This window comes from Streptomyces sp. NPDC093984 (assembly GCF_044764595.1).
In the GTDB taxonomy this organism is placed as follows: domain Bacteria; phylum Actinomycetota; class Actinomycetes; order Streptomycetales; family Streptomycetaceae; genus Streptomyces; species Streptomyces cynarae.
The window spans coordinates 1-23756 of the sequence record NZ_JBIWIM010000015.1 but is presented as its reverse complement, the minus strand read 5'-3'; the positions used below and the strand labels follow the sequence as shown (position 1 = coordinate 23756).

At 69.2% G+C, this 23756-nt stretch carries 13 protein-coding genes and 3 pseudogenes; 11 read left to right on the top strand and 5 right to left on the bottom strand.

The genetic code is table 11. From position 1 onward, the window contains the following. Positions 1–3 precede the first annotated feature (3 nt). From ACIRC0_RS34150 to eccCa, 3 genes are all read right to left on the bottom strand, one after another. A complete protein-coding gene (locus ACIRC0_RS34150) occupies positions 4–4974 on the bottom strand; it encodes a toxin glutamine deamidase domain-containing protein (RefSeq protein ID WP_403624226.1) in 4971 nt (1656 codons plus the stop codon). A gap of 345 nt (positions 4975–5319) precedes the next feature. Continuing rightward, complete coding sequence (locus ACIRC0_RS34145) at positions 5320–5700, bottom strand: hypothetical protein (protein WP_403624223.1); 381 nt, start codon at positions 5698–5700, stop codon at positions 5320–5322. Positions 5701–5835: 135 nt separating this feature from the next. Beyond that, complete coding sequence (gene eccCa / locus ACIRC0_RS34140; protein WP_403624220.1) at positions 5836–9783, bottom strand: type VII secretion protein EccCa; 3948 nt, start codon at positions 9781–9783, stop codon at positions 5836–5838. A gap of 268 nt (positions 9784–10051) precedes the next feature. On the opposite strand from eccCa, the gene eccD reads away from it, so the two are divergent. From eccD to ACIRC0_RS34110, 6 genes are all read left to right on the top strand, one after another. Further along, positions 10052–11509 (top strand): type VII secretion integral membrane protein EccD, encoded by a 1458-nt coding sequence (gene eccD, locus ACIRC0_RS34135; protein ID WP_200423699.1) that lies wholly within the window; start codon positions 10052–10054, stop codon positions 11507–11509. 543 nt (positions 11510–12052) lie between these two features. Next, positions 12053–12340: a 30S ribosomal protein S15 gene (gene rpsO / locus ACIRC0_RS34130; protein ID WP_003997419.1), complete on the top strand. Its 288-nt coding sequence runs from the start codon at positions 12053–12055 to the stop codon at positions 12338–12340. Between the two features lie 323 nt (positions 12341–12663). Further along, entirely contained in the window at positions 12664–14886 is a 2223-nt protein-coding gene (locus ACIRC0_RS34125) for a polyribonucleotide nucleotidyltransferase (RefSeq protein WP_403624217.1), read from the top strand. Continuing rightward, entirely contained in the window at positions 14883–16262 is a 1380-nt protein-coding gene (locus ACIRC0_RS34120; RefSeq protein ID WP_403624214.1) for a M16 family metallopeptidase, read from the top strand. The genes ACIRC0_RS34125 and ACIRC0_RS34120 overlap by 4 nt, the downstream gene beginning before the upstream one ends. Positions 16263–16317: 55 nt before the next feature. Beyond that, positions 16318–17070 (top strand): 4-hydroxy-tetrahydrodipicolinate reductase, encoded by a 753-nt coding sequence (dapB, locus tag ACIRC0_RS34115; protein ID WP_403624212.1) that lies wholly within the window; start codon positions 16318–16320, stop codon positions 17068–17070. Positions 17071–17085: 15 nt separating this feature from the next. Continuing rightward, entirely contained in the window at positions 17086–17538 is a 453-nt protein-coding gene (locus ACIRC0_RS34110) for a hypothetical protein (protein WP_403624209.1), read from the top strand. Between the two features lie 129 nt (positions 17539–17667). On the opposite strand, the gene ACIRC0_RS34105 is transcribed toward ACIRC0_RS34110, so the two are convergent. Both ACIRC0_RS34105 and ACIRC0_RS34100 read right to left on the bottom strand, forming a co-directional pair. Next, entirely contained in the window at positions 17668–18222 is a 555-nt protein-coding gene (locus tag ACIRC0_RS34105; RefSeq protein WP_403624206.1) for a hypothetical protein, read from the bottom strand. Positions 18223–18341: 119 nt separating this feature from the next. After that, entirely contained in the window at positions 18342–18578 is a 237-nt protein-coding gene (locus ACIRC0_RS34100) for a hypothetical protein (RefSeq protein ID WP_403624203.1), read from the bottom strand. A 254-nt stretch (positions 18579–18832) separates the two neighbouring features. Between ACIRC0_RS34100 and ACIRC0_RS34095 the strand changes: the two are divergent. The 5 genes and pseudogenes from ACIRC0_RS34095 to ACIRC0_RS34075 form a co-directional block, all read left to right on the top strand. Continuing rightward, positions 18833–19123: pseudogene (locus tag ACIRC0_RS34095) on the top strand (FAD-dependent thymidylate synthase); the annotation flags it as partial. Then, positions 19103–20029: pseudogene (locus ACIRC0_RS34090) on the top strand (HNH endonuclease); the annotation flags it as partial. The pseudogenes ACIRC0_RS34095 and ACIRC0_RS34090, both read left to right, overlap by 21 nt. Positions 20030–20032: 3 nt before the next feature. After that, a pseudogene (gene thyX, locus ACIRC0_RS34085) lies at positions 20033–20482 on the top strand (FAD-dependent thymidylate synthase); the annotation flags it as partial. 226 nt (positions 20483–20708) lie between these two features. Continuing rightward, positions 20709–21608 (top strand): 4-hydroxy-tetrahydrodipicolinate synthase, encoded by a 900-nt coding sequence (gene dapA, locus ACIRC0_RS34080; protein WP_263232406.1) that lies wholly within the window; start codon positions 20709–20711, stop codon positions 21606–21608. Between the two features lie 126 nt (positions 21609–21734). Then, positions 21735–23420, top strand: coding sequence for a ribonuclease J (locus ACIRC0_RS34075; protein ID WP_403624199.1), 1686 nt, complete (start codon positions 21735–21737; stop codon positions 23418–23420). Positions 23421–23756 lie beyond the last annotated feature (336 nt).

Sequence of the window (23756 nt, the reverse complement as noted above, 5' to 3'; positions counted from 1 at the left end):
GTGTCACTCTGCGCCGGTGCCCATCAGGCCGCCTTCCGACATCGCGCGTGTCCAGATCTTACCGAGCGCAACAATGTTCTTGGCCAGATCCATGTCGAACCGCTTCTTGTAGCCGCCCTTTGGAGATTCGTCGGGGTCTACCACTTCGGCCTGCTTTCGATATCCGGTCCCATAGTAGACGTCGACGCCGGGCATTTTCTCCGCAAGGAGCCTCGCGCAGTTCGCGTACCCCTGGCCACGGCCGCACGGCTCACGGTCCGAGTACATGCTGAGGGGTTCGTACTTCTTTCCGTCCAGACGACCCTCATTTAGGGTGTCCAGGTAGTCCAAAATGTTCCTCTCTGAATGTTTACCTTTCTCTCCACCCCCGGGATTGGGATAGGAACTGTCGACCACGTAGCTGATGTGCCCGCTCGCTGGATCGTGCACTTCGACAGCTGCGTAATTTCGTCCGGTGAAGTCGGGGCGGTGTTCCCCTGAATCTCGCAACGCCCCGGTGAACCCTGCCTTTCCGAAGGCCTCACGGATCGCCTTTTCCAAGCCGTCGGGGTCGTCGGACTCGTTCGGGTCGTCCCGCCGGTGCGCTGGGTTCCAGCCCGCGTTCTCATGGGCTTTTGTGGCGTGGTTGGGATACCCCGGCGTGTGTTCCGGGCTCGCACCCACGGCGTGCGACTCATGGAAGTTGAGGCTCAATCGCGCGAGTGAGGCGACCACCGCGCCGCGTTCCCCGGGATGCATGTCGTCGAAGCCCGGAAGTATGCGGGCGAGGTCCTCGTGCCGCAGAATCCTGGGGGTGTGGTTTGGATCGTCGGGGCGCGGGGGAGCGCACTCGCGCAGGGCGTCGACGAGGGGGATCCGAGTGCCGTCGCCATCGTCGTTCGGGACGGGGTCCAGCCAGTGGTTGAGCTGCTGGTGGACTGGGTCCAGTCCCACCTGCCGGACGTCGTTCGTCTGACGCAGGTTCTGCTGGTCGGGCATGGGAAGCATGCCGTAATGCGTCGAGTGGACGGTCTCCGGCTCACTGAGGCGGGGGTGGTTGGTGCGACTGGGGTCGTCGAGGGGGTGGTGCGACTCGGCGGCCGGGTCGTGATGCTCGGTGTGGCTGTTCCCTGCCGAGTTTGGTGAACCGGCCGCTGGTTCTTCAGGTGCCTGCTGATGGGCGCCGGCCGGCGCGGGTGGAGCGTGGGTGATCGGGCCGCTCGGTGCCGCATGAGGCGCCGAAGACGTCGCCGCGTCCGTGACAGAGTGCTTGTCAGGGGCACCGGAGCGCTCGGTCGGTGAGGGTGTCTGATGCTCAGAGATCGTGCCGTTGGTATGGGGGCCGTGCGTGTCGGTCTCGTCGGATCGGGTGCCCTTGTCCGACGTCGGTGCGCCGGTCCGCGTCTGGGATGTGTCTCTGTCGCTTCCGTTTCCATCCCTTCCGTCATCGCTGATGTGCGGTGGGTTGGGGTCCGGCGTATGTGCGGTGTCGGATGCGCGACCTCTCGACGGCTCTTCGGACTTCGGCGTGTCCGCGTGGGGCGGTCCGTCCTTGGTGTGGCCGTCGGTGTCGGTGAGCGATGGCGTGCCCGCAGTGGGCGTGGATTCCGGGTGGTCCGGGTTTTCGCTGGGGACGTTGTCCGGAGTCCCGTGTGACGGGTTCGGTTCGGGGGTCTTGTGGTCCTCGTTCGCCTGGGAGGAGTTGTCCGGCCCCTGGTCGGAAGTGTCGGTGCCTTGCTGGGGTGTGTCCGACTCGTGGTGGGTGGTGTCGTTGTCGCTCTGGGTGGGGTGAATGGGGTTGCGGTTGGGGTCCAGGGGGATGTGCCAGACGCCGGTCGCGTTGGGGATGTGGAGGGGTTGGTGGCTGACCTGTCCGGTCTGGGTGTCGATCCAGATGATGTTGCCGTGGTGGTTGACGGCGTTGAAGGCGTGACCGCCGCCGCCGGGCCAGGAGACCTGGACGATGGCTGCCGAGCCGTGGCCGGCCTGCTGCAGGTCCCACGCGATGCGGGCGGGGGTGTGGGGGTCGCTGCCGGTGCCCGCGTAGATGTGCGAGGCGCCCGCCCAGCGGATCTGGTTGGCGTTGGCGTTGTTCTCGGGGGACCAGACGTCGGGGTTGCCGTGTTCGTCGGTGTCGAGGGTGCGGGGGGCTGAGACCTGAGGGTTTCCGTACCAGGTCTCCAGGAAGGAGCGGGAGCAGTCGGCGCAGTTGTTGCTGCGTCCGGGGACGGTGTTGCCGCCGTCGTTCTGGAGTTGGGCCCAGGAGCCGAAGGGGTCGGGGAAGCGTTGCGGGGTGCCGTCGGGATTGTGCGGCACCGCGTTCACCAGCGCCTGCTGGTCGACGGGGTCGGGCTCGGACAGGCCTCCCGGATAGTGATCCAGGTCGTTGCGGATGTTGTTCAGGCTGTCCTGGTGCGGGTGCTGCTGAGAGGCTCCGGGCTGCGTGTGGGGCGCGCCCGGGGGTGGTGGCGTCGCGTGTGACGGCGGTGATGTGGGGGCGGCGTGCGGGACCGTGTGGATCGGAACCGGCGTCACGAGGTGGTGCTGCGGGTCGTGGGAGGAGCTCGTACCGGTTTCCGGCGACTTCGACCTGTCGTGCTGTGATGCCGGCTCCTGCGGGTGCGGAGGAGTGCCGGGAGCCGTGCCTGCGGGCTGGTTGGGCCCCCTGTGGGGAGTGGGACGAGTGCCCGGCTGGGGCTGGGTTCCGGGCGTGCCGGAGGCAGCGGGGGTTTGGGTGGGACCGGGCCGCGACGCCGAACCGGGCTCTGTCGAGGAGTTCGGGGTGTTGTTGCTCGGCGTCGAGGTCCGCTCCGGACCACCGCCGGACGAGGGGGAGGAGGTCTGGCTCGGGTTCTGGTTCGGTGACGGGGGCCGGTTGGGACTCGTGTTCGGGGTCGAGCTCGTGCTCGGGGTCGAGCTCGTGCTCGGGGTCGAGCTCGTGCTCGGGTTTCGGCTCGTGGTCGGGTCCGGGTTCGGACTCGGGTTCTGGCCCCGGCTGGGTGTGCGCGCGTCGGCCGTGTCCGACGTGTTGCGGGGTGCGGTGCGGTCGCCCGGCGTGGTGCCGGGGGTGGTGCCGGGTGCCGTGCGGTCGTCCGGAGTGGTGCGGGACGGAGCACGGCCGTCCGGGGCGGTGCCAGAGGTGCGCTGGGTCGGTATGCGGCCGTCCGTCGTGCCGGGCGTGCGGCTGTCGCTCGTACCGGGTGACCGGCCGTCGGCACCACCGGATACCCGGCCGTCTGCCGTGCCGGAAACGCGGCCGTCCGTCGTCGGGCCCGGAGTGCTCCGGGGCGTCGTCGGAGACGTGGGGTTCGGGGTGGAGGCAGGTCCGGTTCCCGTTGGTGAGGGCGTGCTGGGCGTGGTGGAGGCAGGGTTCCGCGCCGGGGTGGCGCTGGGGGTCGGGCTGGTGGGGCTCGCCGTCGAGGAGGTGGTGCCGGGTGCACCTGCGGTGGAGCGTGGAGCCGGACCGCTGTCCATTGTTGACGGAGGTGTGGGCGAGGCCGGCAGGGCCGACGTGCCGTCCGGCCGGCCGCCGGATCCGCCGGGGGACGGATCACTCGTTGTCGGTGTGGGTGCGGCGCTGGAGTGGGTGGGGGCGCTGGCGGCCAGGCTGTCGATCGAGGTGCCGATTCCGCCGCCGCTGCCGCCTTCCGCTGGGGATGCCGTGCCGCTGGGGGAGGCGTGGCTGGGTGCGGTGTGCGGTGTCGGTGAGGAGATACCGGACGGGGAGGAGCCGCCGCCGGTGCCGGCGGGGATGGACGTGCCGGGAGCGCCGGACGAGGCGGTGGTGTCCGAGGTGCTGTGCGATGGTGTGCTGGGTTGGGGGTCGTCGAAGTCGGACAGCGACGTCGTATGCCTGGGGGTCGGAATGTCCGAGGTGGAAGGGTTCTGCCCGGTGTCGGGCCCGGAGTCGTCTGAGTCAGGGCCTCTGCCGAGGTCCGGGGTGCCGACGTGGGTGGGTCCGGTGTCGGCGGATATCCCGCCACCTATGTTCGTGCTCGGGCCGCTGTCCGAACGCGTCGACGGCGAGGAGTCCGGTCCGGATGAGTCGGAGCCGTTGGAGCTGGAGTGGGAGCCGGCGGGGGACGAGTCGGAGGAGGAATCGGACGAGGGCGAATCCGAGGATGAATTGGAGGAGGAGTCGGGGGAGTTGTTCGAGGTGGAGTCCGAGTCCCCGTCGCTGCCCGACGAGTCGGAATTCCCGTTACTGTCGCTCGAGCCGTTTCGGCCCTCGCTTCCCGATGCCTCATGCCCGTCGATACGGCTGTCGATGGCGTGGTGGGCGCGGTGGCCGGCTTTCTCGCCCAGGCTGTCGCGTACGCCCTCGGCGAGGGTCTGCGGGGTCTGTTTGATGGCGTCCCAGGCGCTGTCGGTGCCCTTCTTGACGGTGGTGGCGAGGTCGTAGCCCTCCTGGGCGCCGAAGCCGACGTTGACCGTCTGGCGGATCAGGTCGGTGATGATCGCCTCGATCATGGAGATCGCGGGCTCCTTCATCGCCTCGACGATCGCCTCCAGCAGTGCTTCTTTGAGCTCGTCGAACAGGCGGCGCACGATGAGCCGGGTGGCCTGGGTGGCGCCCAGTGCGCCGACTTCGGACAGGCCGAAGGTGAAGGGGGCGGCGGCCTGGGCGGCGGCGATCTCGATGGCCAGGGCGATCAGCTGGGCGATCACCGCCCATTTGGCGAACTCGACGAGGTAGGCGCAGGCCTCCAGCACGGTCGCGATGATGTAGGCGGCCTGGGCGGCGTTGGCGAGGTAGCCTCCGGAGCCGCCGCCGTCGAACTTGGCGTAGACCTTGGTGAACGCGTCGATCGACTCGCCGGCGTTGTGGGCGACCACCTGGCGGGCGCTGGCGTTCGCCGCGGTGTGCAGTTCGGTGACGTCGTCGCCGAACTTCCGCCACAGGGCGGCGCACTCCTTGAGCTTGTCCTCGTCTGCCGTCGGCCAGCGGTAGCCGAGCATCTCGAGAACCCATTCGAGCTCGTCCGGCAGCATCATCGACACAGCAGAAAGCACCCCCGTCAGCCGACACGGCCACGCAACTCCCTCATCCGTCAAGGGAAATCGCGCATGGAACAGCCGTAGGCACAGCTTACGGACCGACCTGCGAGCAACTTCAGAGGGTTGCTGTCACAAATCTGCTGCGAACAGGGTCACTTGCGGTCGACAAACCAATGACAGACCGACGAGAGGCAGACAGACGCCGACGAACCAAGCGGCTCGACGACGGCCGTCAAGCGGCTCGACCACGCCCGTCAGGCAACTCGACGACGCCTGTCAGGCAACTCGACGACGCCCGTCAAGCAACTCGGCGACGCCTCACACCTCTCGACTACGAGTCCGTCACGCCTCTTGGCGGCGGCGCAGATGGTGCGGGCCCGTCGGCATCTCCACCTGCCCGTCGTACTCGGCGGTCGTCTTCCGCCAGATGTCCACCTGGTCGGCCTCGTTCTCCTCGTGGGCCACGCCCATCTTGGTGAAGGCGATCCCCATCCCCGCCAACCGCTCCGCCAGGCTGCCCATCGACTGGTACATGCCGTCGCGCAGACCCTCGTAGGCGACGCCGAACTTCTCGCCGATGTCGTCGTCGCCCCACGGCGGGGTGTCACCCTGCTCCAGCTTGTTCAACCCGTCCTGCAGGCCCTTCACGGCCTTGGCGAAGTTCTGGCCGACCGTGAACATGTTGAAGCCCTCGGTCTTGAGGACCTTCGGGTCGGAGTCCATGTAGTCCGACGACACAAGTGCCCCCCGTGGCTCGCCTTTTCGTTGGCAACGCCACCTTAGCGGGTGATGCGCCCGTACGAGAGGGGGCGGTACCCGCATGGGTACCGCCCCCCCTCCGGCTGCGACAGTCGGCCCTCAGAACCGAGCCGGCAGCCAACCCGTCTGGATCAGCTGTCCACCGCGCCGCCGCGTGTGGAAGTACCCGCGTCCGGGCGGCAGCTGCGACGGCGTGATGTTGCCGAGCAGCGCACCCTCCGTCCGGTCACCGGAGAGCACGATGCCCTGGGCGCCGAGCTCGCGCATCCGCTGCATCACCGGCTCGTACAGCGACCGGCTCGCACCGCCCGAGGCGCGCGCGATGATGACGCGCAGACCGATGTCCCGGGCGAAGGGCAGGTACTCCAGGAGCGGGGACAGCGGGTTCATGCCCGTCGCCACCAGGTCGTAGTCGTCGATGATGACGAACGCGTCCGGGCTGCTGTACCAGCTGCGGTTGCGCAGCTGCTCGGGCGTGACGTCCGGGCCCGGCATACGACGGCTCATCGAGCCGGCCAGGCCCTCCAGCGTCTCCGCCAGGGCCGGCGCCGACGCGCAGTACCGCGACAGGTGGGAGTCGGGCACACCCTCCAGGTGCGCGCGCCGGTAGTCACCCATGACGATCTTCGCCTGGTCCGGCGTGTAGCGCTCGGTGATCTGCTTGATGAGCAGCCGCAGCAGCGCCGACTTACCGGACTCGCTCTCACCGAACACGATGAAGTGCGGGTCCGTCTCGAAGTCGACGAAGACCGGCGCGAGCGACGACTCGTCGATGCCGATCGCGACACCGCGGTCCGGGTGCTCGAACCCCTTGGGCAGCCGGTCCGCCGACAGCATGGTCGGCAGCAGCCGCACCGCCGGCGCGTGGCTGCCCTGCCAGTTGTCGTTGACGCCCCGGACGAGGATCTGCGTCGCCTCCGCCAGGTCCTCCGTCGCCGAGGAGCCGTCGACCCGCGGCAGCGCCGTCATGAAGTGCAGCTTGTCCAGGCTCAGACCGCGGCCCGGCACGGTGGCGGGGACGTTCTGCGCGACCCTGCGGTCGATCTCCGACTCGGTCGGGTCACCCAGCCGCAGCTCGATGCGGTTCTGCAGCATGTCCTTGAGCGCGGGCCGCACCTCGGTGTAGCGGCTCGCCGTCAGGATGACGTGGACACCGAAACCGAGACCGCGCGTCGCGATGTCCGTGACGGTCGCCTCGAGCAGCTCGTAGTCCGTCTTGAAGGACGCCCAGCCGTCGATGACGAGGAAGACGTCTCCCCAGGGCTGGTCGGGCATCAGACCCGCGGCCCTGCGCTGCCGGTACGTCTGGATCGAGTCGATGTTGTTCGCGCGGAAGTACTCCTCGCGCGCGTTCAGGATGCCCTCGACCTCGCTGACCGTACGGCGCACCTTCTCGGCGTCGAGCCGGTTGGCGACCCCGCCGACGTGTGCCAGCTCCTCCATGGAGATCAGGCCGCCGCCGCCGAAGTCCAGGCAGTAGAACTGCACCTCGGTGGGCGTGTGGGTGAGGGCGAACGACGAGATGAGCGTGCGCAGCAGAGTCGACTTGCCGGACTGCGGGCCGCCGACGAACAGACCGTGGCCCGCACCACCGGAGAAGTCCCGGTACAGCACGTCGCGCCGCTGCTCGAACGGCTTGTCCACCAGGCCGACCGGCACGTTGAGCCGGCCGAGCGCCGTGTACTCGGGCGCGGTCAGGCCGCGCTCCGGAGTGACGGCGAGCTGGGGGAGGAGCTGCTCCAGCGAAGGAGCCTCGTCGAGCGGGGGCAGCCACACCTGATGGGCCGGCGGTCCCTGGTTGACCATCCTGCCCACGATGACGTCCAGGACGGTGTCGGCGAGCGCGTCGTCCACCCTGTCGTCGGCGTCCGGTTCCTCCACCACCGGCTGAGGGGGCAGCGCCACGTGCCCCGCCGTGAACAGCGCGGGCCGCAGCTGGGTGGAGCGGTTCACCCTGGACGGGCCCTCGCCGTGGTAGGGCCCCGACACGTACGCGGCCTTGAAGCGGACCATGGTGTCGGTGTCGTAGCGCAGATAGCCGGAGCCGGGGATCGACGGCAGGTGGTAGGCGTCCGGGACGCCGATCGCCGTACGGGACTCGGCGGCGGAGAAGGTGCGCAGACCGATCCGGTACGACAGATAGGTGTCCAGACCGCGCAGCTTGCCCTCCTCCAGGCGCTGCGACGCCAGCAGCAGGTGCACACCCAGCGAACGGCCGATACGGCCGATCTGGATGAACATGTCGATGAAGTCCGGCTTCGCGGTGAGGAGCTCGGAGAACTCGTCGAGCACGATCACCAGTGAGGCCATCGGCTCCAGAGCGGCGCCCGCCGCGCGGGCCTTCTCGTAGTCGTGCAGATTGGCGTAGTTGCCCGCCGTGCGCAGCAGCTCCTGGCGGCGCTGCATCTCACCCGTGATGGCGTCGCGCATACGGTCGACGAGCGTGAGGTCGTCCGCGAGGTTGGTGATGACGGCCGCGGTGTGCGGCATGTCCGCCATACCCGCGAACGTCGCACCGCCCTTGAAGTCCGCGAGGATGAAGTTCAGCGTCTCCGAGGAGTGCGTCACCGCGAGACCGAGCACCAGCGTGCGCAGCAGCTCCGACTTGCCGGAGCCGGTCGCGCCGACGCACAGGCCGTGCGGGCCCATGCCCTCCTGCGAGGCCTCCTTGAGGTCGAGCATCACCGGCTCGCCGTTCTCGCCGACACCGATCGGCACCCGCAGCCGCTCGTGCAGCGTGCGCGGACGCCAGGTGCGCGAGACGTCGACGGACCCCGCGTCGCCGATGCCCATCAGGTCGGTGAAGTCCAGGTTCGACAGGAGCGGTTCGCCCTCCTCCGCCGAGCCGACCCGGAACGGCGCGAGCTGCCGGGCCAGCGACTCGGCCTGCGCGTCGTTCAGCACGTCGGGCCTGCCGGAGTACGCGGACTCGTGGCCGACGAACAGCCTCATCCTGCCCGGCTTCACATAGACCGTCAGGCCCGCGCGCAGGTCCTCCTCCAGCTCACCCGGAGCGATTTCGAGGAAGGTGACGCCCTGGAGCCCTTCGCTGCTGGCGAGTTCGGAGTCCGGCGGCACGGTGCCGCCGTCGAGGACCACGATCAGGTGGGGCTGGTCGTAGACGGGGTTCGCGTCCGGGTTCCAGCGGGGCCTGTCGTCCAGCTGGTCCGCCAGCGCCTCCTCCAGTTCCCCGAGGTCGTCGAAGAGCAGCCGGGCCGAGCCCGCACCGTCCTTGGCCTTCGGGTGCTGGCTGTGCGGCAGCCACTTGATCCAGTCCCAGTCCGCCGCCGCGGAGGGGTGCGCCACCACGGCGACCATCAGGTCCTCCGGCGAGTGCAGCGTCGCCAGCTGGGCCAGGGCCGCGCGGGCGTTGCCGTACACCGTGTCGGTGTCCCCGCACAGCGTCACGTGGTAGAAGGCGCGCAGCGAGACGGACACGGGCAGGTCGGACAGACTGCCGTGCGCGTCGAGGAAGGCCTTCATGGCCGCCGCGGTCAGCGGCTCCAGCTCCTCCTTGGGCGCGGTCTCCGGGGCGACGAGCGGGGTGTTCAGCTGCTGGGTGCCGAGGCCGATCCGTACGGATGCGAAGTCCGCGTCGGTCGGGCGCCGCTCCCACAGGCGCTTGCCGTCGGCAGCCACCGCCCACAGCTGCTCCGGGTCGGGATGCTGGAACAGCTGACTGCGGCGCTGCAGGTCCGCGGTCTTGTGGACGTCCTTGCGGACCTGCTCGAGATAGCGGAAGTAGTCACGCCGGTCCTGGGCCATCCCGGCACCGCCGCCGCCCTGCCGGGACTTGGCGAACTGGGCGATCGCCATGGCCAGGGTCGAGGCCAGCATCAGCCCACCGACCACCCTCATGTAGGAGGGGAGGCCGGGCATGAAGAAGAAGCCGACGGAACCCAGCATGCCCATCATGGGCAGCAGGGTCATCAGCATGCTTTCTTCGCCCTCACGGGGGATCTCGGGCGGCGTCTCGAGTCTGACCTCGCCGTCCGGGACGACCGGGGGCGCTATCCGCGGCGGTCGTTTGATGATGACGACGCTCACCGATGCACTCATCCTTCGCGATTGATACGTCTTGGCACCGACGCCCCCGTGTACCGCGACATGTTCGTTCGCGCAGGCGTCGTTCGCGCAGGCGTCGATCCTACTGATGGGCCAAGTGCGCGAGGGAGTCAGGAGGATGGAGATGCCGAGGGGGTCCTGGGAGAAAAGGGGTGGGCGGGCCCTGTGCCCCCCGGCGCAACGGATATGGTGGCGCTCCGCGCCGTAGCAGCGGCGTGAGGAAGCCTTGTCCAACAGGGGGAACAACCAGGTGAGCACGGGGACTTCGACGGGTTTCTGCCGAATCACCATCGCAGCGCCGGACAGCCGTGTCGATGTCGCGCTGCCGGAGGACCTGCCGATCCAGGACCTCTTTCCCGAGATCGTCAGGCTCTCGGGACTGGTCCAACCGGACACCAGTCCCGCCGGCTACCACCTGGTACGCCGCGAGGGCCAAGTCCTCGACGCCAGCCGTTCGTTGCTCGAGCACCGGGTCAGGGACGGCGAAGTGCTGCTGCTGCGGACCTTCGCCGACTCGCTGCCGCCGGCCGTCCACGACGACGTGGTGGACGCGATCGCCGCCGCGGTCAAGCAGGACATCCGCAGCTGGAACGACAACCTGATGCGGGTGGCCGGCCTCGTCGCCGGATCGCTGCTGCTGATCATGCTCGGTTTCGTGTTCTGGTTCGCGGACCCGATCCGGCACGACATGCACGGCCTTCAGGGCATCCTCGCGGGCGTCGTCGCACTGGCCCTGACGGTGCTCGCGGGTGTGCGGGCCCGGGTGTACGACGACCGCGGTTCCGCCGTCGCGCTCGGCGTCTCGGCGCTTCCGCACGCGCTCATCGCGGGCTCCGGCGTCATCCCCCAGGACGCGGGTCACGGCCCCGGCAGGATCCAGTTCCTCGTCGGCTGCGTGGCCGTACTGGTCTTCTCCGTCGTGCTGATCATGCTGCTGCCGCAGGGAGACGCCCCGTTCGTGGCCGCCGCGCTGGCCGCCGCGATCGGCACGCTCGCCGTGTTCTGCGGTGTGCTCACCGAGGCGGAGCCGCGCGAGATCGCCGCCGGCACCTCGGTCGTGGCGCTGGCGGTGGTCGGCTTCCTGCCCGGATGGTCGGCCCGCTTCGCCAAGCTGCCGATCGGTTTCCGCAACCCGGAGGACCTGGCCAGGGCCCGTCGTGAGGGCCGGGAGGGCGACCTCGAGGCCGTCGACGTGCAGCGCATCGTCGCCCAGACCAGCCGGGGCCACGAACTGCTGCTCGGACTGGTCGGCGGCTGCGCGGCCGTCATCATCGGCGCGGGTGGCGCGGTGCTCGGCTTCAGCGACAGCGGCTGGGCCCAACTGCTGGCCCTGTGCACCGGTCTCGCCGCGATGATGCGGGCACGCCTCTTCCGGTACACCGCCCAGGTGACGTGCCTGTTCGTGGCCGGTGTCGTCACCCTGGGTCTGCTGGTGCTCGGCCTCGCGATCTCGCCCCCGGCCGGGATCGTCCTCGAACTGCTCAAGGGCAACTCCGGCCCCGTCGACATCAGGACCCTGTGGCTCGGCGCCTCGGTCGCGGCCGGCGTGCTGCTGCTGATCGCGATCGCCCTGATCGTGCCGCAGAAGGGGCTCTCCCCCTTCTGGGGCCGCATGCTGGACCTCGCGGACTCCCTGGTGCTGCTCTCCCTGGTCCCGGTCTGCCTGGCCGTCCTCGACGTCTACAGCAAGGTGCGCGGCGGCGTCTGATGTCGGCTCGGCGGCCGGCGGCGCTCGGCCGTCGCGCCGGATCGCCGAGCCGGCCGGGCGCCTCGAGAAAGTCGCCCCCGGCGCGCTCCGATCCAGAGGAAGACGGGCAGCCATGTCATCGAGGCCGACGATCCTTGTCGTCGGCCTGGTCGCCCTGGTCGGCCTCGTCGGTCTCGCCGGCCTCGTCGCCTCGCCGCCACGCGCTTCGGCTTCCGGCTGTCGTGATCCAGCGGTCGGCGGCCTGCGAACCGGCGGCTGGTGGCCTGCGATCCGGCGGCCTGCGGCCTGCGAACCGGCGGCCTGCGGCCTGCGAACCGGCGGCCTGCGAGCCCTGGCTCCCTCCAGCCCCTACCCCCGCCGGTACCCGGGCCGGGACACCGCTGTCCTGCTGGTACGCTGTGTGACGGCCGTATGTGTACGCGCCTCCGGTTTCCCTCTGGAGGACGCGCCCAGCGGATCCCCGCCTCCCGAGTCGTGGAAGCTCCCCTGAGAAGAAGACCAGGGGCACTCGGTGGCAGCTGAAGAAGACTACGAGGAGTACGCGTGTCGCTCGACGCCGCTACGAAGAAGCAGATCATCGCCGAATTCGGTACCAAGGAGGGTGACACCGGCTCCCCCGAGGTCCAGGTCGCTCTGCTGTCCCGTCGGATCTCCGACCTGACCGAGCACCTCAAGACCCACAAGCACGACCACCACTCCCGTCGTGGTCTGCTGATCCTGGTCGGTCAGCGCCGTCGCCTGCTGCAGTACCTGGCGAAGAAGGACATCCAGCGCTTCCGTGCGCTGGTCGACCGCCTGGGCATCCGCCGCGGTGCGGCGGGCGCCAAGTAAGACGCCGTGAAGGGAGCGGTTCCCGTACGAAGGGGGCCGCTCCCTTTGCCGTACGTGCGGACTGTCACCACCGCTTTGTAGTGTGGTAGCACAACGCAAGACGTAGGACACCGTGTGAGGGGTACCTGGACGCACCAGGCGGCACCGCACACACCGAACGAGGAGGAGCGCACCTCGCCGCCGCCGGTCCTCGGTAGTGGCCCCCGGGGAAGAGAGCCCCGGGTGCTTCGATCGAAGACCGGCCCGCATCAGACGGAGCGCTTCTCCGCCACCGTCCCCCTGCCACACGGGCAGCCGGGGACGAAGACGAGGAGAAAACGCTAGTGGAGAACGAGACCCACTACGCCGAGGCCGTCATCGACAACGGCTCCTTCGGCACCCGCACCATCCGCTTCGAGACGGGCCGCCTGGCCAAGCAGGCCGCCGGTTCCGCCGTCGCGTACCTGGACGACGACACGATGGTCCTTTCGGCCACCACCGCGTCCAAGACCCCCAAGGACCAGCTCGACTTCTTCCCGCTGACGGTCGACGTCGAGGAGCGGATGTACGCGGCCGGGAAGATCCCCGGTTCCTTCTTCCGCCGTGAGGGCCGCCCCTCCGAGGACGCGATCCTCACCTGCCGACTCATCGACCGCCCGCTGCGCCCGTCCTTCAAGAAGGGCCTGCGCAACGAGATCCAGGTCGTCGCCACGATCATGGCGCTCAACCCCGACCACCTGTACGACGTCGTGGCGATCAACGCCGCTTCCGCGTCCACGCAGCTGGCCGGTCTGCCCTTCTCCGGTCCGATCGGCGGCGTCCGCGTCGCGCTGATCCGCGGCCAGTGGGTCGCGTTCCCGACGCACACCGAGCTCGAGGACGCCGTCTTCGACATGGTGGTCGCCGGCCGCGTCCTGGAGGACGGCGACGTCGCGATCATGATGGTCGAGGCCGAGGCCACCGAGAAGACCATCAAGCTGGTCGAGGGCGGCGCCGAGGCGCCCACCGAGGAGGTCGTGGCCGCCGGTCTGGAGGCCGCGAAGCCCTTCATCAAGGTCCTGTGCCGGGCCCAGGCCGACCTCGCGTCCAAGGCCGCCAAGCCGACCGCCGAGTTCCCGATCTTCCTGGACTACCAGGACGACGTCTTCGAGGCCCTGACGGCCGCCGTCCGCCCCGAGCTCGCCCAGGCGCTCACCATCGCCGGCAAGCAGGAGCGCGAGTCGGAGCTGGACCGCGTCAAGCAGCTCGCCGCCGAGAAGCTCCTGCCGGAGTTCGAGGGCCGCGAGAAGGAGATCTCCGCCGCGTACCGCTCGCTGACCAAGGCCCTGGTCCGTGAGCGCGTCATCAAGGAGAAGAAGCGCATCGACGGCCGCGGTGTCACCGACATCCGCACCCTGGCCGCCGAGGTCGAGGCCATCCCGCGGGTCCACGGCTCCGCGCTGTTCGAGCGTGGCGAGACCCAGATCCTGGGCGTCACCACCCTCAACATGCTCCGCATGGAGCAGCAGCTGGACACCCTCTCCCCGGTGACCCGCAAGCGCTACATGCACAACTACAACTTCCCGCCGTACTCCACCGGTGAGACCGGCCGCGTCGGCTCCCCGAAGCGCCGCGAGATCGGCCACGGCGCCCTCGCCGAGCGCGCGCTCGTGCCGGTGCTGCCCACGCGCGAGGAGTTCCCGTACGCGATCCGCCAGGTGTCCGAGGCCCTCGGCTCCAACGGCTCGACGTCCATGGGTTCGGTCTGCGCCTCCACCATGTCGCTGCTGAACGCCGGTGTGCCGCTGAAGGCCCCGGTCGCCGGTATCGCCATGGGTCTGATCTCCCAGGAGATCGACGGTGAGACGCACTACGTGACGCTGACCGACATCCTCGGCGCCGAGGACGCCTTCGGCGACATGGACTTCAAGGTCGCCGGCACGAAGGAGTTCGTGACCGCCCTCCAGCTCGACACCAAGCTGGACGGCATCCCGGCCTCCGTGCTGGCCGCGGCCCTGAAGCAGGCCCGTGACGCCCGCCTGCACATCCTCGACGTGATGATGGAGGCCATCGACCGGCCCGACGAGATGTCCCCGCACGCCCCGCGGATCATCACCGTCAAGATCCCGGTCGACAAGATCGGCGAGGTCATCGGCCCCAAGGGCAAGATGATCAACCAGATCCAGGAGGACACCGGCGCCGAGATCACGATCGAGGACGACGGCACGATCTACATCGGTGCCGCCGACGGGCCGTCCGCCGAGGCCGCCCGCGCCACGATCAACGGCATCGCCAACCCGACCATGCCGGAGGTCGGCGAGCGCTACCTGGGCACGGTCGTCAAGACCACCACCTTCGGCGCGTTCGTGTCGCTGCTGCCGGGCAAGGACGGTCTGCTGCACATCTCGCAGATCCGCAAGCTCGCCGGCGGCAAGCGCGTGGAGAACGTCGAGGACGTCCTCGGCGTGGGCCAGAAGGTCCAGGTCGAGATCGCCGAGATCGACTCCCGCGGCAAGCTCTCCCTCATTCCCGTGATCGAGGGCGAGGGCGACGAGGCCGACGAGGCGAAGGACGACACCGACAAGTGACGTCCCGTGGCTTCAAGGCGACGGCCCGCACCTCTTCGGAGGCGCGGGCCGTCGCCCGTACCCAAACCCTGATCAAAGGCGCGGGCGGCATCGGCACCGTCCGCAAAACCACCCTCCCGGGCGGTCTGCGCGTCGTCACCGAGACGCTGCCCTCCGTCCGCTCCGCCACCTTCGGCATCTGGGCGCACGTCGGCTCACGCGACGAGACGCCCGCGCTGAACGGCGCCACGCACTACCTGGAGCACCTGCTCTTCAAGGGCACGTCCCGCAGGTCCGCCCTGGACATCTCCTCCGCCATCGACGCGGTCGGCGGCGAGATGAACGCGTTCACGGCGAAGGAGTACACGTGCTACTACGCGCGCGTGCTCGACACCGACCTGCCGCTCGCCATCGACGTCGTCTGCGACATGCTCACCGGCTCGCTCATCCGGGAGGAGGACGTCGACGTCGAGCGCGGCGCGATCCTCGAGGAGATCGCGATGACGGAGGACGACCCGGGCGACTGCGTGCACGACCTCTTCGCGTACACCATGTTCGGCGACAACGCGCTCGGCCGCCCGGTCCTCGGCACGGTCGACACCGTCAACGCGCTGACCGCCGACCGCATCCGCCGCTTCTACAGGAAGCACTACGACCCCACGCACCTGGTGGTCGCCTGCGCCGGCAACGTCGACCACCAGAAGGTCGTACGCCAGGTGCGGGCCGCCTTCGAGAAGGCGGGCACCCTCACGCAGGGGGACGCCACGCCCATCGGCCCGCGCGCCGGCCGCCGCGCCATCCGCACCGCCGGCCGCGTGGAGCTGCTGGCCCGCAAGACCGAGCAGGCGCACGTCGTCCTCGGCATGCCGGGCCTGGCCCGCACCGACGACCGCCGCTGGGCTCTCGGCGTGCTGAACACGGCGCTCGGCGGAGGCATGTCGTCCCGCCTGTTCCAGGAGGTCCGGGAGAAGCGCGGCCTGGCCTACAGCGTGTACTCGTACACGTCCGGCTTCGCCGACTGCGGCCTCTTCGGCGTGTACGCGGGCTGCAGGCCGAGCCAGGTGCACGACGTGCTCAAGATCTGCCGCGACGAGCTGGACCACGTCTCGCAGAACGGCCTGTCGGACGACGAGATCGCCCGTGCCATCGGCCAGCTACGCGGTTCCACCGTCCTCGGGCTCGAGGACACGGGTGCGCTGATGAACCGTATCGGCAAGAGCGAGCTGTGCTGGGGCGACCAGATGTCGGTCGACGACATGCTGGCCCGGATCGCAGCGGTCACCCCGGACGAGGTCCGATCGGTGGCGCAGGACATCCTGGGACAGCGGCCCTCGCTGTCGGTCATCGGCCCGCTCAAGGACAGGCAGGCGTCCCGACTGCACGACGCGGTCGCGTAACGGCGGCCTGGCGGTCACTGCGGTCGTCAACCACTCCGGTAAGGAAGCAAGAGAGATGAGCAAGCTGCGCGTGGCGGTCCTCGGCGCCAAGGGCCGGATCGGTGCGGAGGCGGTACGGGCCGTCGACGCCGCCGACGACATGGAGCTGGTGGCCGCCCTCGGCCGGGGCGACCAGCTGGAGACCCTCGTCGAGACGGGGGCCCAGGTGGCGGTGGAGCTGACCACTCCGGCCTCCGTCATGGGCAACCTGGAGTTCTGCGTACGGCACGGCATCCACGCCGTGGTCGGCACGACGGGCTGGACCGACGAGCGGCTGGCGCAGCTGAAGGGCTGGCTCGCAAAGTCGCCTCGGACGGGCGTCCTGATCGCCCCGAACTTCTCCATCGGCGCCGTGCTGACCATGAAGTTCGCCGAGGCCGCCGCCCCCTACTTCGAGTCCGTCGAGGTCGTCGAGCTGCACCACCCGAACAAGGTGGACGCCCCCAGCGGCACCGCCACGCGCACCGCCCAGCTCATCGCCGCCGCCCGCGAGAAGGCCGGCAGCGCCCCGCAGCCCGACGCCACGGTGACGGCGCTGGACGGCGCCCGCGGCGCGAACGTCGACGGCGTCCCGGTGCACGCCGTACGTCTGCGCGGCCTGCTCGCCCACCAGGAGGTGCTGCTCGGCGGCGAGGGCGAGACCCTCACCATCCGCCACGACTCGCTGCACCACAGCAGCTTCATGCCGGGCATCCTGCTCGGCGCCCGCCGCGTCGTGACCACTCCGGGCCTCACCTTCGGCCTGGAGCACTTCCTCGACCTCAAGTAGCGAGAAGCAGCAGCGATGCGCGCGAAGATCACCTATGCCGTCACGGCCGCCGTCCTGGTCTTCTACTTCGTCCTGGTCGGCAGCCGCGGCGTGCTCCTGATCGAGAACGGCACCCCCGTCACCGTCGCGTTCGGCATCGCGGTGCTGATCCTGCCGGTCATCGGGGTGTGGTTCCTGTGGAAGAACACCCAGTTCGTCCGCAAGGCGAACCGGCTCGCCACCGAGCTGGAGGCGGAGGGCGGCCTGCCCGTCGACGAGCTGCGACGCACCCCGAGCGGCCGGATCGACCGCGACTCGGCCGACGAGGTCTTCGCCAAGCGCAAGGCGGAGGCGGAGGCGGCCCCGGACGACTGGCGCACGTGGTTCCGTCTGGCGATCGCCTACCACGACGCCCGCGACACGCCCCGCGCCCGCAAGGCGATGCAGCGGGCCATCGCCCTCCGCGAGGGCCGCACGATCGCGTCCTGAGGTCCGTCGGCTTCCCTCTGCCCCAGGGGCCCTCCCTGCCCCAGGGACCCTCCACAGGCCCGCAGACGACCGAAAAGGCCGCCCCGCAGTCCGCGGGGCGGCCTTTTCGCGTTCAGGGCCCTGGGACGGTCAGCTCCGCCCGAACTCCGCCGCCCAAGCCTCCACCGTGTCCGCCGCCCGGTCGAAGGCCTGGGGGCGGGCCAGGAAGTCGGCGTTGTGGCTGGTCAGCAGGGTCTCTCCGGCGGACCCGCCGCCCTGCCGTACGAGAACCAGCGCCTGACCCTGCACCGTGCGCGGCAGTCCCAGCCAGCGCACCGGCTGCTGCACCGTGCGTACCGCGACGATCTGCTGCCACCGCACCGTACGTGTGAGGAGGAAACCCACTCGGCGCAGTCCGCGCGCGCTCACCCAGACGCCCATCCGCAGCAGCCGCAGGGCCCCGGCGATGACGGCCAGTGCCACGCCGAACACCGTGCCCGCGCCCGACGGGGTGCCGGTGAGGGCGATGACGACCGCCGCGAAGAGCACGTACGACGCGAACAGCAGCAGGAGCGCGGCCGTGCCCACCCGCCATGGGCCGGGCCGGTAGGGGCGGCGCCAGCGGTCCCGGTCGTCGTACGGCAGCGGCAGGTCGTCCGCCGCCTGGTCGGAGGCACGGTCGGCCGTCAGGAAGGGCAGGGGCACGGCTGATCCTCACTCGGTGCACAGGGCTGTGACCGGTGAGGCTATCGAGCCGTGCCCCGGCTCACCACCCTCGGGGGCCGACGGGGTGGCCCGTCCGCGCACGCGCGCGACGGGGAGCGTCAGCGGCCGTTGGAGGCCACGGACTGTTGCGTCGCCGCCGGCGCCTGGTGCGACATGGCGGGCATGCCGATGACCAGGGAGCCCACCAGGCCGGCCACGATGGTCAGCCCCAGCAGCCAGCGCCCGGCCATCTCGCCGACGGAGGCACGCCGGCGGGGCGGGGGAGTGACATTGCTGCGGAAGGAGTCGGCTTCGGAGAGGAAGGCGAACGGTACGGGTTCGCGCCGACGGGACATGGGGAGTGCTTCTCCTCTTGAGGCTCGTAGGGTCCGATGGATCAGCTGTCTGAAGACCGGGGTGACGCGAACGAATCGCCGTCACCGACACAGACGAGCGGGTGCCCGAAAAGGTGCCCTGAATCACCGATTTCGCAGAACTTCGACGGGCTTCGCCGGCGAATGTCGCGGACCGGCACCGAACGCCCCGTTGTCAGTGCCGGGCCGTAGAGTGGGCGGCGCCCGAGCTTGTGATGGGAAGGACCTTCCACACCGTGACCGACACCCCCGCCGACGACCTCAAGCCCAGCTTCCGCAGCGACGTCACCGTCGAGCTGGTCAAGCACAGCGCGGCCGACTCCGACGTGCTGTGGGCCGCCCGCGTCTCCACCGCCGGCGAGCAGTCCCTGGACGAGCTGAAGAAGGACCCGGAGCGCTCCAAGGGCCTGATCAACTTCCTGATGCGGGACCGGCACGGCAGCCCCTTCGAGCACAACTCGATGACCTTCTTCATCAGCGCCCCGATCTTCGTCTTCCGCGAGTTCATGCGACACCGGGTGGGCTGGTGCATCGCCGGCGACACGGAGATCACCCTCGAGAGCGAGGCAGGAAACCTCCGGCGCCGTACGATCGAGGATCTGTACAAGCTGTGGCACCTCGGTGTCGAAGACCGGTTGCCGCACTCGGCGGGCGGTGTGACCTGGCACGCCCGCGCCGAGAAGTGGATGGCGCAGGTCCGCCGTGGAGGGACCAACCACTACCTGGGGCTCTACGACAGCCGGGAAGCCGCCGACTCCGCCGTTGCGGAATTCCGCGAGAAGCACCCCTCCACCCGTCTCCGCAAGCTCGAATCGGTCAGGCGCAGTCACGTTCGCTGCTACGACGAGGAGACGCTGACAGCGCGGAGGGCCCCGATCCTCGATGTCATCCAGTCGGGCATCAAGCCTTTGATCAAGCTCACCACTGCCGGTGGCAAGGTCCTGCGCTGCACCGTCGATCATGCGGTGCTCACCCCGGAAGGCTGGCGGAAGGCCGGAGAGCTGGCCGTGGGTGATGCGGTGATGGCCGCCGGGACGGCGCCACGGCCCTCGGAAAGGCTCGTTCCGCCCAGCCTCCGTCGTGGCGTGGGCGTCTGGACCTCGATGCAGCGTGACCGCCTGATCGGCGAGACCGACACCTGTCACCTGTGTGGAGAGTCCTTCCCGCGTGACCAGCTCGCGCTCGATCACGTCGTCCCCGTGGCCGAGGACCTGACCCGCGCACTCGACGAGCGGAACCTGGCCCCCGCCTGTGAGCCGTGCCATGCGGCCAAGAGCGCCGAGGAGCAGAAGCTGGCACGTCGCGGCGGAAAGATCGCCGTGGCTGTTCCGGATCCGATCGTGTCCATCGTGGACGACGGCGAGGAGATGACGTACGACCTCTCGGTGGAGGGTCCCTGGCACAACTTCCTGGCCAATGGCGTTGTTGTCCACAACTCCTACAACGAGGAGTCCGGCCGGTACCGAGAACTCCAGCCCGTCTTCTACGTCCCCGGCGAGGACCGCAAGCTCGTCCAGCAGGGACGTCCGGGCAAGTACGAGTTCGTACCGGGCACCGACACGCAGCACGCGATCATGGAGCGCGCGATGCAGGATTCGTACATTCATGCGTATGAGCGTTACAAGGAGATGCTCGCCGCCGGCGTCGCCCGCGAGGTCGCCCGCTCGGTCCTCCCGGTCGGTCTGTTCTCCTCGATGTACGCCACCTGCAACGCGCGCTCGCTGATGCACTTCCTCGGCCTGCGCACCCAGCACGAGCTGGCCAAGGTGCCCTCCTTCCCGCAGCGGGAGATCGAGATGGTCGGCGAGAGGATGGAGGCCGAGTGGGCCAAGCTCATGCCGCTCACGTACGCCGCGTTCAACGCGAACGGCCGCGTCGCGCCGTAGGGCACATCGGCGTCCCGGTCGGGCACGGAGGGGCCGGGTACAGATGTACGGGTCAGCCGAGCGAAGTGTCCGTATTGCGGCATTTCGAGAAGTTCATCTAGCCTGATCAAACGGACCCGGTACTGCTTGAACCCCCGAGCAGGCAGTACCGGGCTCCACCTTTGTCAGGACTTTTCCCGACCCCCTAGGGCAGACCACGACCGACGCACCGAGTAGCGTGTTGTCCATGGCTCCGACCTCCACTCCGCAGATCCCCTTCGGGCGGATCCTCACCGCCATGGTCACGCCCTTCACGGCGGACGGCGCACTTGACCTCGACGGCGCTCAGCGGCTCGCCACCCACCTGGTGGACGCAGGCAACGACGGCCTGATCATCAACGGCACCACCGGTGAGTCCCCCACCACCAGCGACGCGGAGAAATCGGACCTCGTACGAGCCGTACTGGAGGCGGTCGGCGACCGGGCCCACATCGTGGCCGGCGTCGGCACGAACGACACCCACCACAGCATCGAACTGGCGCGCGCGGCACAGAAGGCCGGCGCGCACGGTCTGCTGACCGTCACGCCGTACTACAACAAGCCCCCTCAGGACGGCCTCTACCGGCACTTCAAGGCCATCGCCGACGCCACCGACCTGCCGGTCATGCTCTACGACATCCCCGGCCGCAGCGGCGTCCCGATCAACACGGAGACCATCGTCCGGCTCGCCGAGCATCCGCGGATCGTCGCCAACAAGGACGCCAAGGGCGACCTCGGCCGCGCCAGCTGGGCCATCGCCCAGTCCGGCCTCGCCTGGTACTCCGGCGACGACATGCTCAACCTGCCCCTGCTGTCCGTGGGCGCGGTCGGCTTCGTCTCCGTCGTCGGCCATGTCGTCACGCCCGAGCTGCGCACCATGGCCGAGGCCTACGTCAGCGGAGACGTGCAGAAGGCGCTGGAGATCCACCAGAAGCTGCTCCCGGTCTTCACCGGCATGTTCCGCACCCAGGGCGTGATGACCACCAAGGCCGCCCTCGCCCTCCAGGGCCTGCCCGCCGGGCCGCTGCGCCCGCCCATGGTCGAACTCTCCCCCGAGGAGACCGCCCAGCTCAAGATCGATCTTGCCGCAGGCGGGGTACAGCTCTGACAAGGACTTCACAACTGAATAGGCAGGACACAGTGCCTGCACCCCACACCGACAACTGCTTTTGCACGAACGTCATGCGCGCCACGTGCCCTACAGGTACGTGGCGCGCATGGTGAGGAGAGTCTTTTGAGTCATCCGCATCCTGAACTCGGCCCGCCGCCGAAGCTCCCCGAGGGCGGCCTCCGGGTCACCCCCCTCGGTGGCCTCGGGGAGATCGGCCGGAACATGACCGTCTTCGAGTACGGAGGCCGTCTGCTGATCGTCGACTGCGGAGTGCTCTTCCCGGAGGAGGAGCAGCCCGGAATCGATCTGATCCTGCCGGACTTCTCGTCCATCCGTGGCCGCCTGGACGACATCGACGGCATCGTCCTCACCCACGGCCACGAGGACCACATCGGCGGCGTCCCCTACCTGCTGCGGGAGAAGCCCGACATCCCGCTGATCGGTTCCAAGCTGACCCTCGCCCTGATCGAGGCGAAGCTCCAGGAGCACCGCATCCGCCCGTACACGCTGGAGGTCGCGGAGGGGCAGCGCGAGCGCGTCGGCCCCTTCGACTGCGAGTTCATCGCGGTCAACCACTCGATCCCGGACGCCCTCGCGGTCGCCATCCGCACCCCCGCCGGCATGGTGGTCCACACGGGCGACTTCAAGATGGACCAGCTGCCGCTGGACAACCGGCTGACGGATCTCCACGCGTTCGCCCGGCTGAGCGAGGAAGGCATCGACCTCCTGCTCGCCGACTCCACGAACGCCGAGGTCCCCGGCTTCACACCGCACGAACGCGACATCTCCAACGTGCTGCGCCAGGTCTTCGCGGGCGCTCGCAAGCGGATCATCGTGGCGAGCTTCGCCAGCCACGTCCACCGCATCCAGCAGATCCTGGACGCGGCCCACGAGTACGGCCGCCGGGTCGCCTTCGTCGGCCGCTCCATGGTCCGCAACATGGGCATCGCCAGGGACCTGGGCTACCTGAGGGTCCCGCCGGGCCTGGTCGTGGACGTCAAGACGCTGGACGACCTGCCGGACCACGAGGTCGTCCTGGTCTGCACGGGCTCCCAGGGCGAGCCGATGGCCGCACTGTCACGCATGGCGAACCGCGATCACCAGATCCGCATCGTCCAGGGCGACACGGTGATCCTCGCGTCCTCGCTGATCCCCGGCAACGAGAACGCGGTCTACCGCGTGATCAACGGCCTGACCCGCTGGGGCGCGAACGTCGTCCACAAGGGCAACGCCAAGGTGCACGTCTCCGGCCACGCGTCCGCGGGCGAGCTGCTGTACTTCTACAACATCTGCCGCCCGAAGAACCTGATGCCGGTCCACGGCGAATGGCGCCATCTGCGGGCCAACGCCGAGCTGGGCGCACTCACGGGTGTCCCGCACGACCGCATCGTCATCGCCGAGGACGGCGTCGCCGTCGACCTCGTCGAGGGCAAGGCCAAGATCTCCGGCAAGGTCCAGGCCGGTTATGTCTACGTCGACGGCCTGTCGGTCGGAGACATCGGCGAGCCGGCGCTGAAGGACCGCAAGATCCTCGGAGACGAGGGCATCATTTCGGTCTTCGTGGTGATGGACTCGTCCACGGGCAAGATCACCGGTGGTCCGCATCTCCAGGCCCGTGGTTCGGGCATCGAGGACTCGGCCTTCGGTGACGTCATCCCGAAGATCACGGAAGCGCTCGAACGGTCGGCACAGGACGGGGTCGTCGAGCCCCACCAGCTGCAGCAGCTGGTGCGGCGCACCCTCGGGAAGTGGGTCTCCGACACGTATCGGCGCAGGCCGATGATCCTTCCGGTGGTCGTCGAGGTCTGACGCTCACTCAAGTCCGTGTGACGGCGAACCTGGAGCGGGGCGCCTCGATTTGCATCGAGGCGCCCCGCTCCAGTACGTTTACGGCTCCGCCAGCGGGGGACCCGACGCAACTGAGCGCCCGGGAACCATCCCCGGCAGGGCGGAAATCCCGACTCAGAACTTCTGATAAAGTCGGAACCGCCGGAAAGGGAAACGCGAGAGCGGGAACCTGGAAAGCACCGAGGAAATCGGATCGGAAAGGTCTGATAGAGTCGGAAACACCGAAGGGAAGCGCCCGGAGGAAAGCCGAGAGAGTGAGTCTCTCCGGTGAGTACAAAGGAAGCGTCCGTTCCTTGA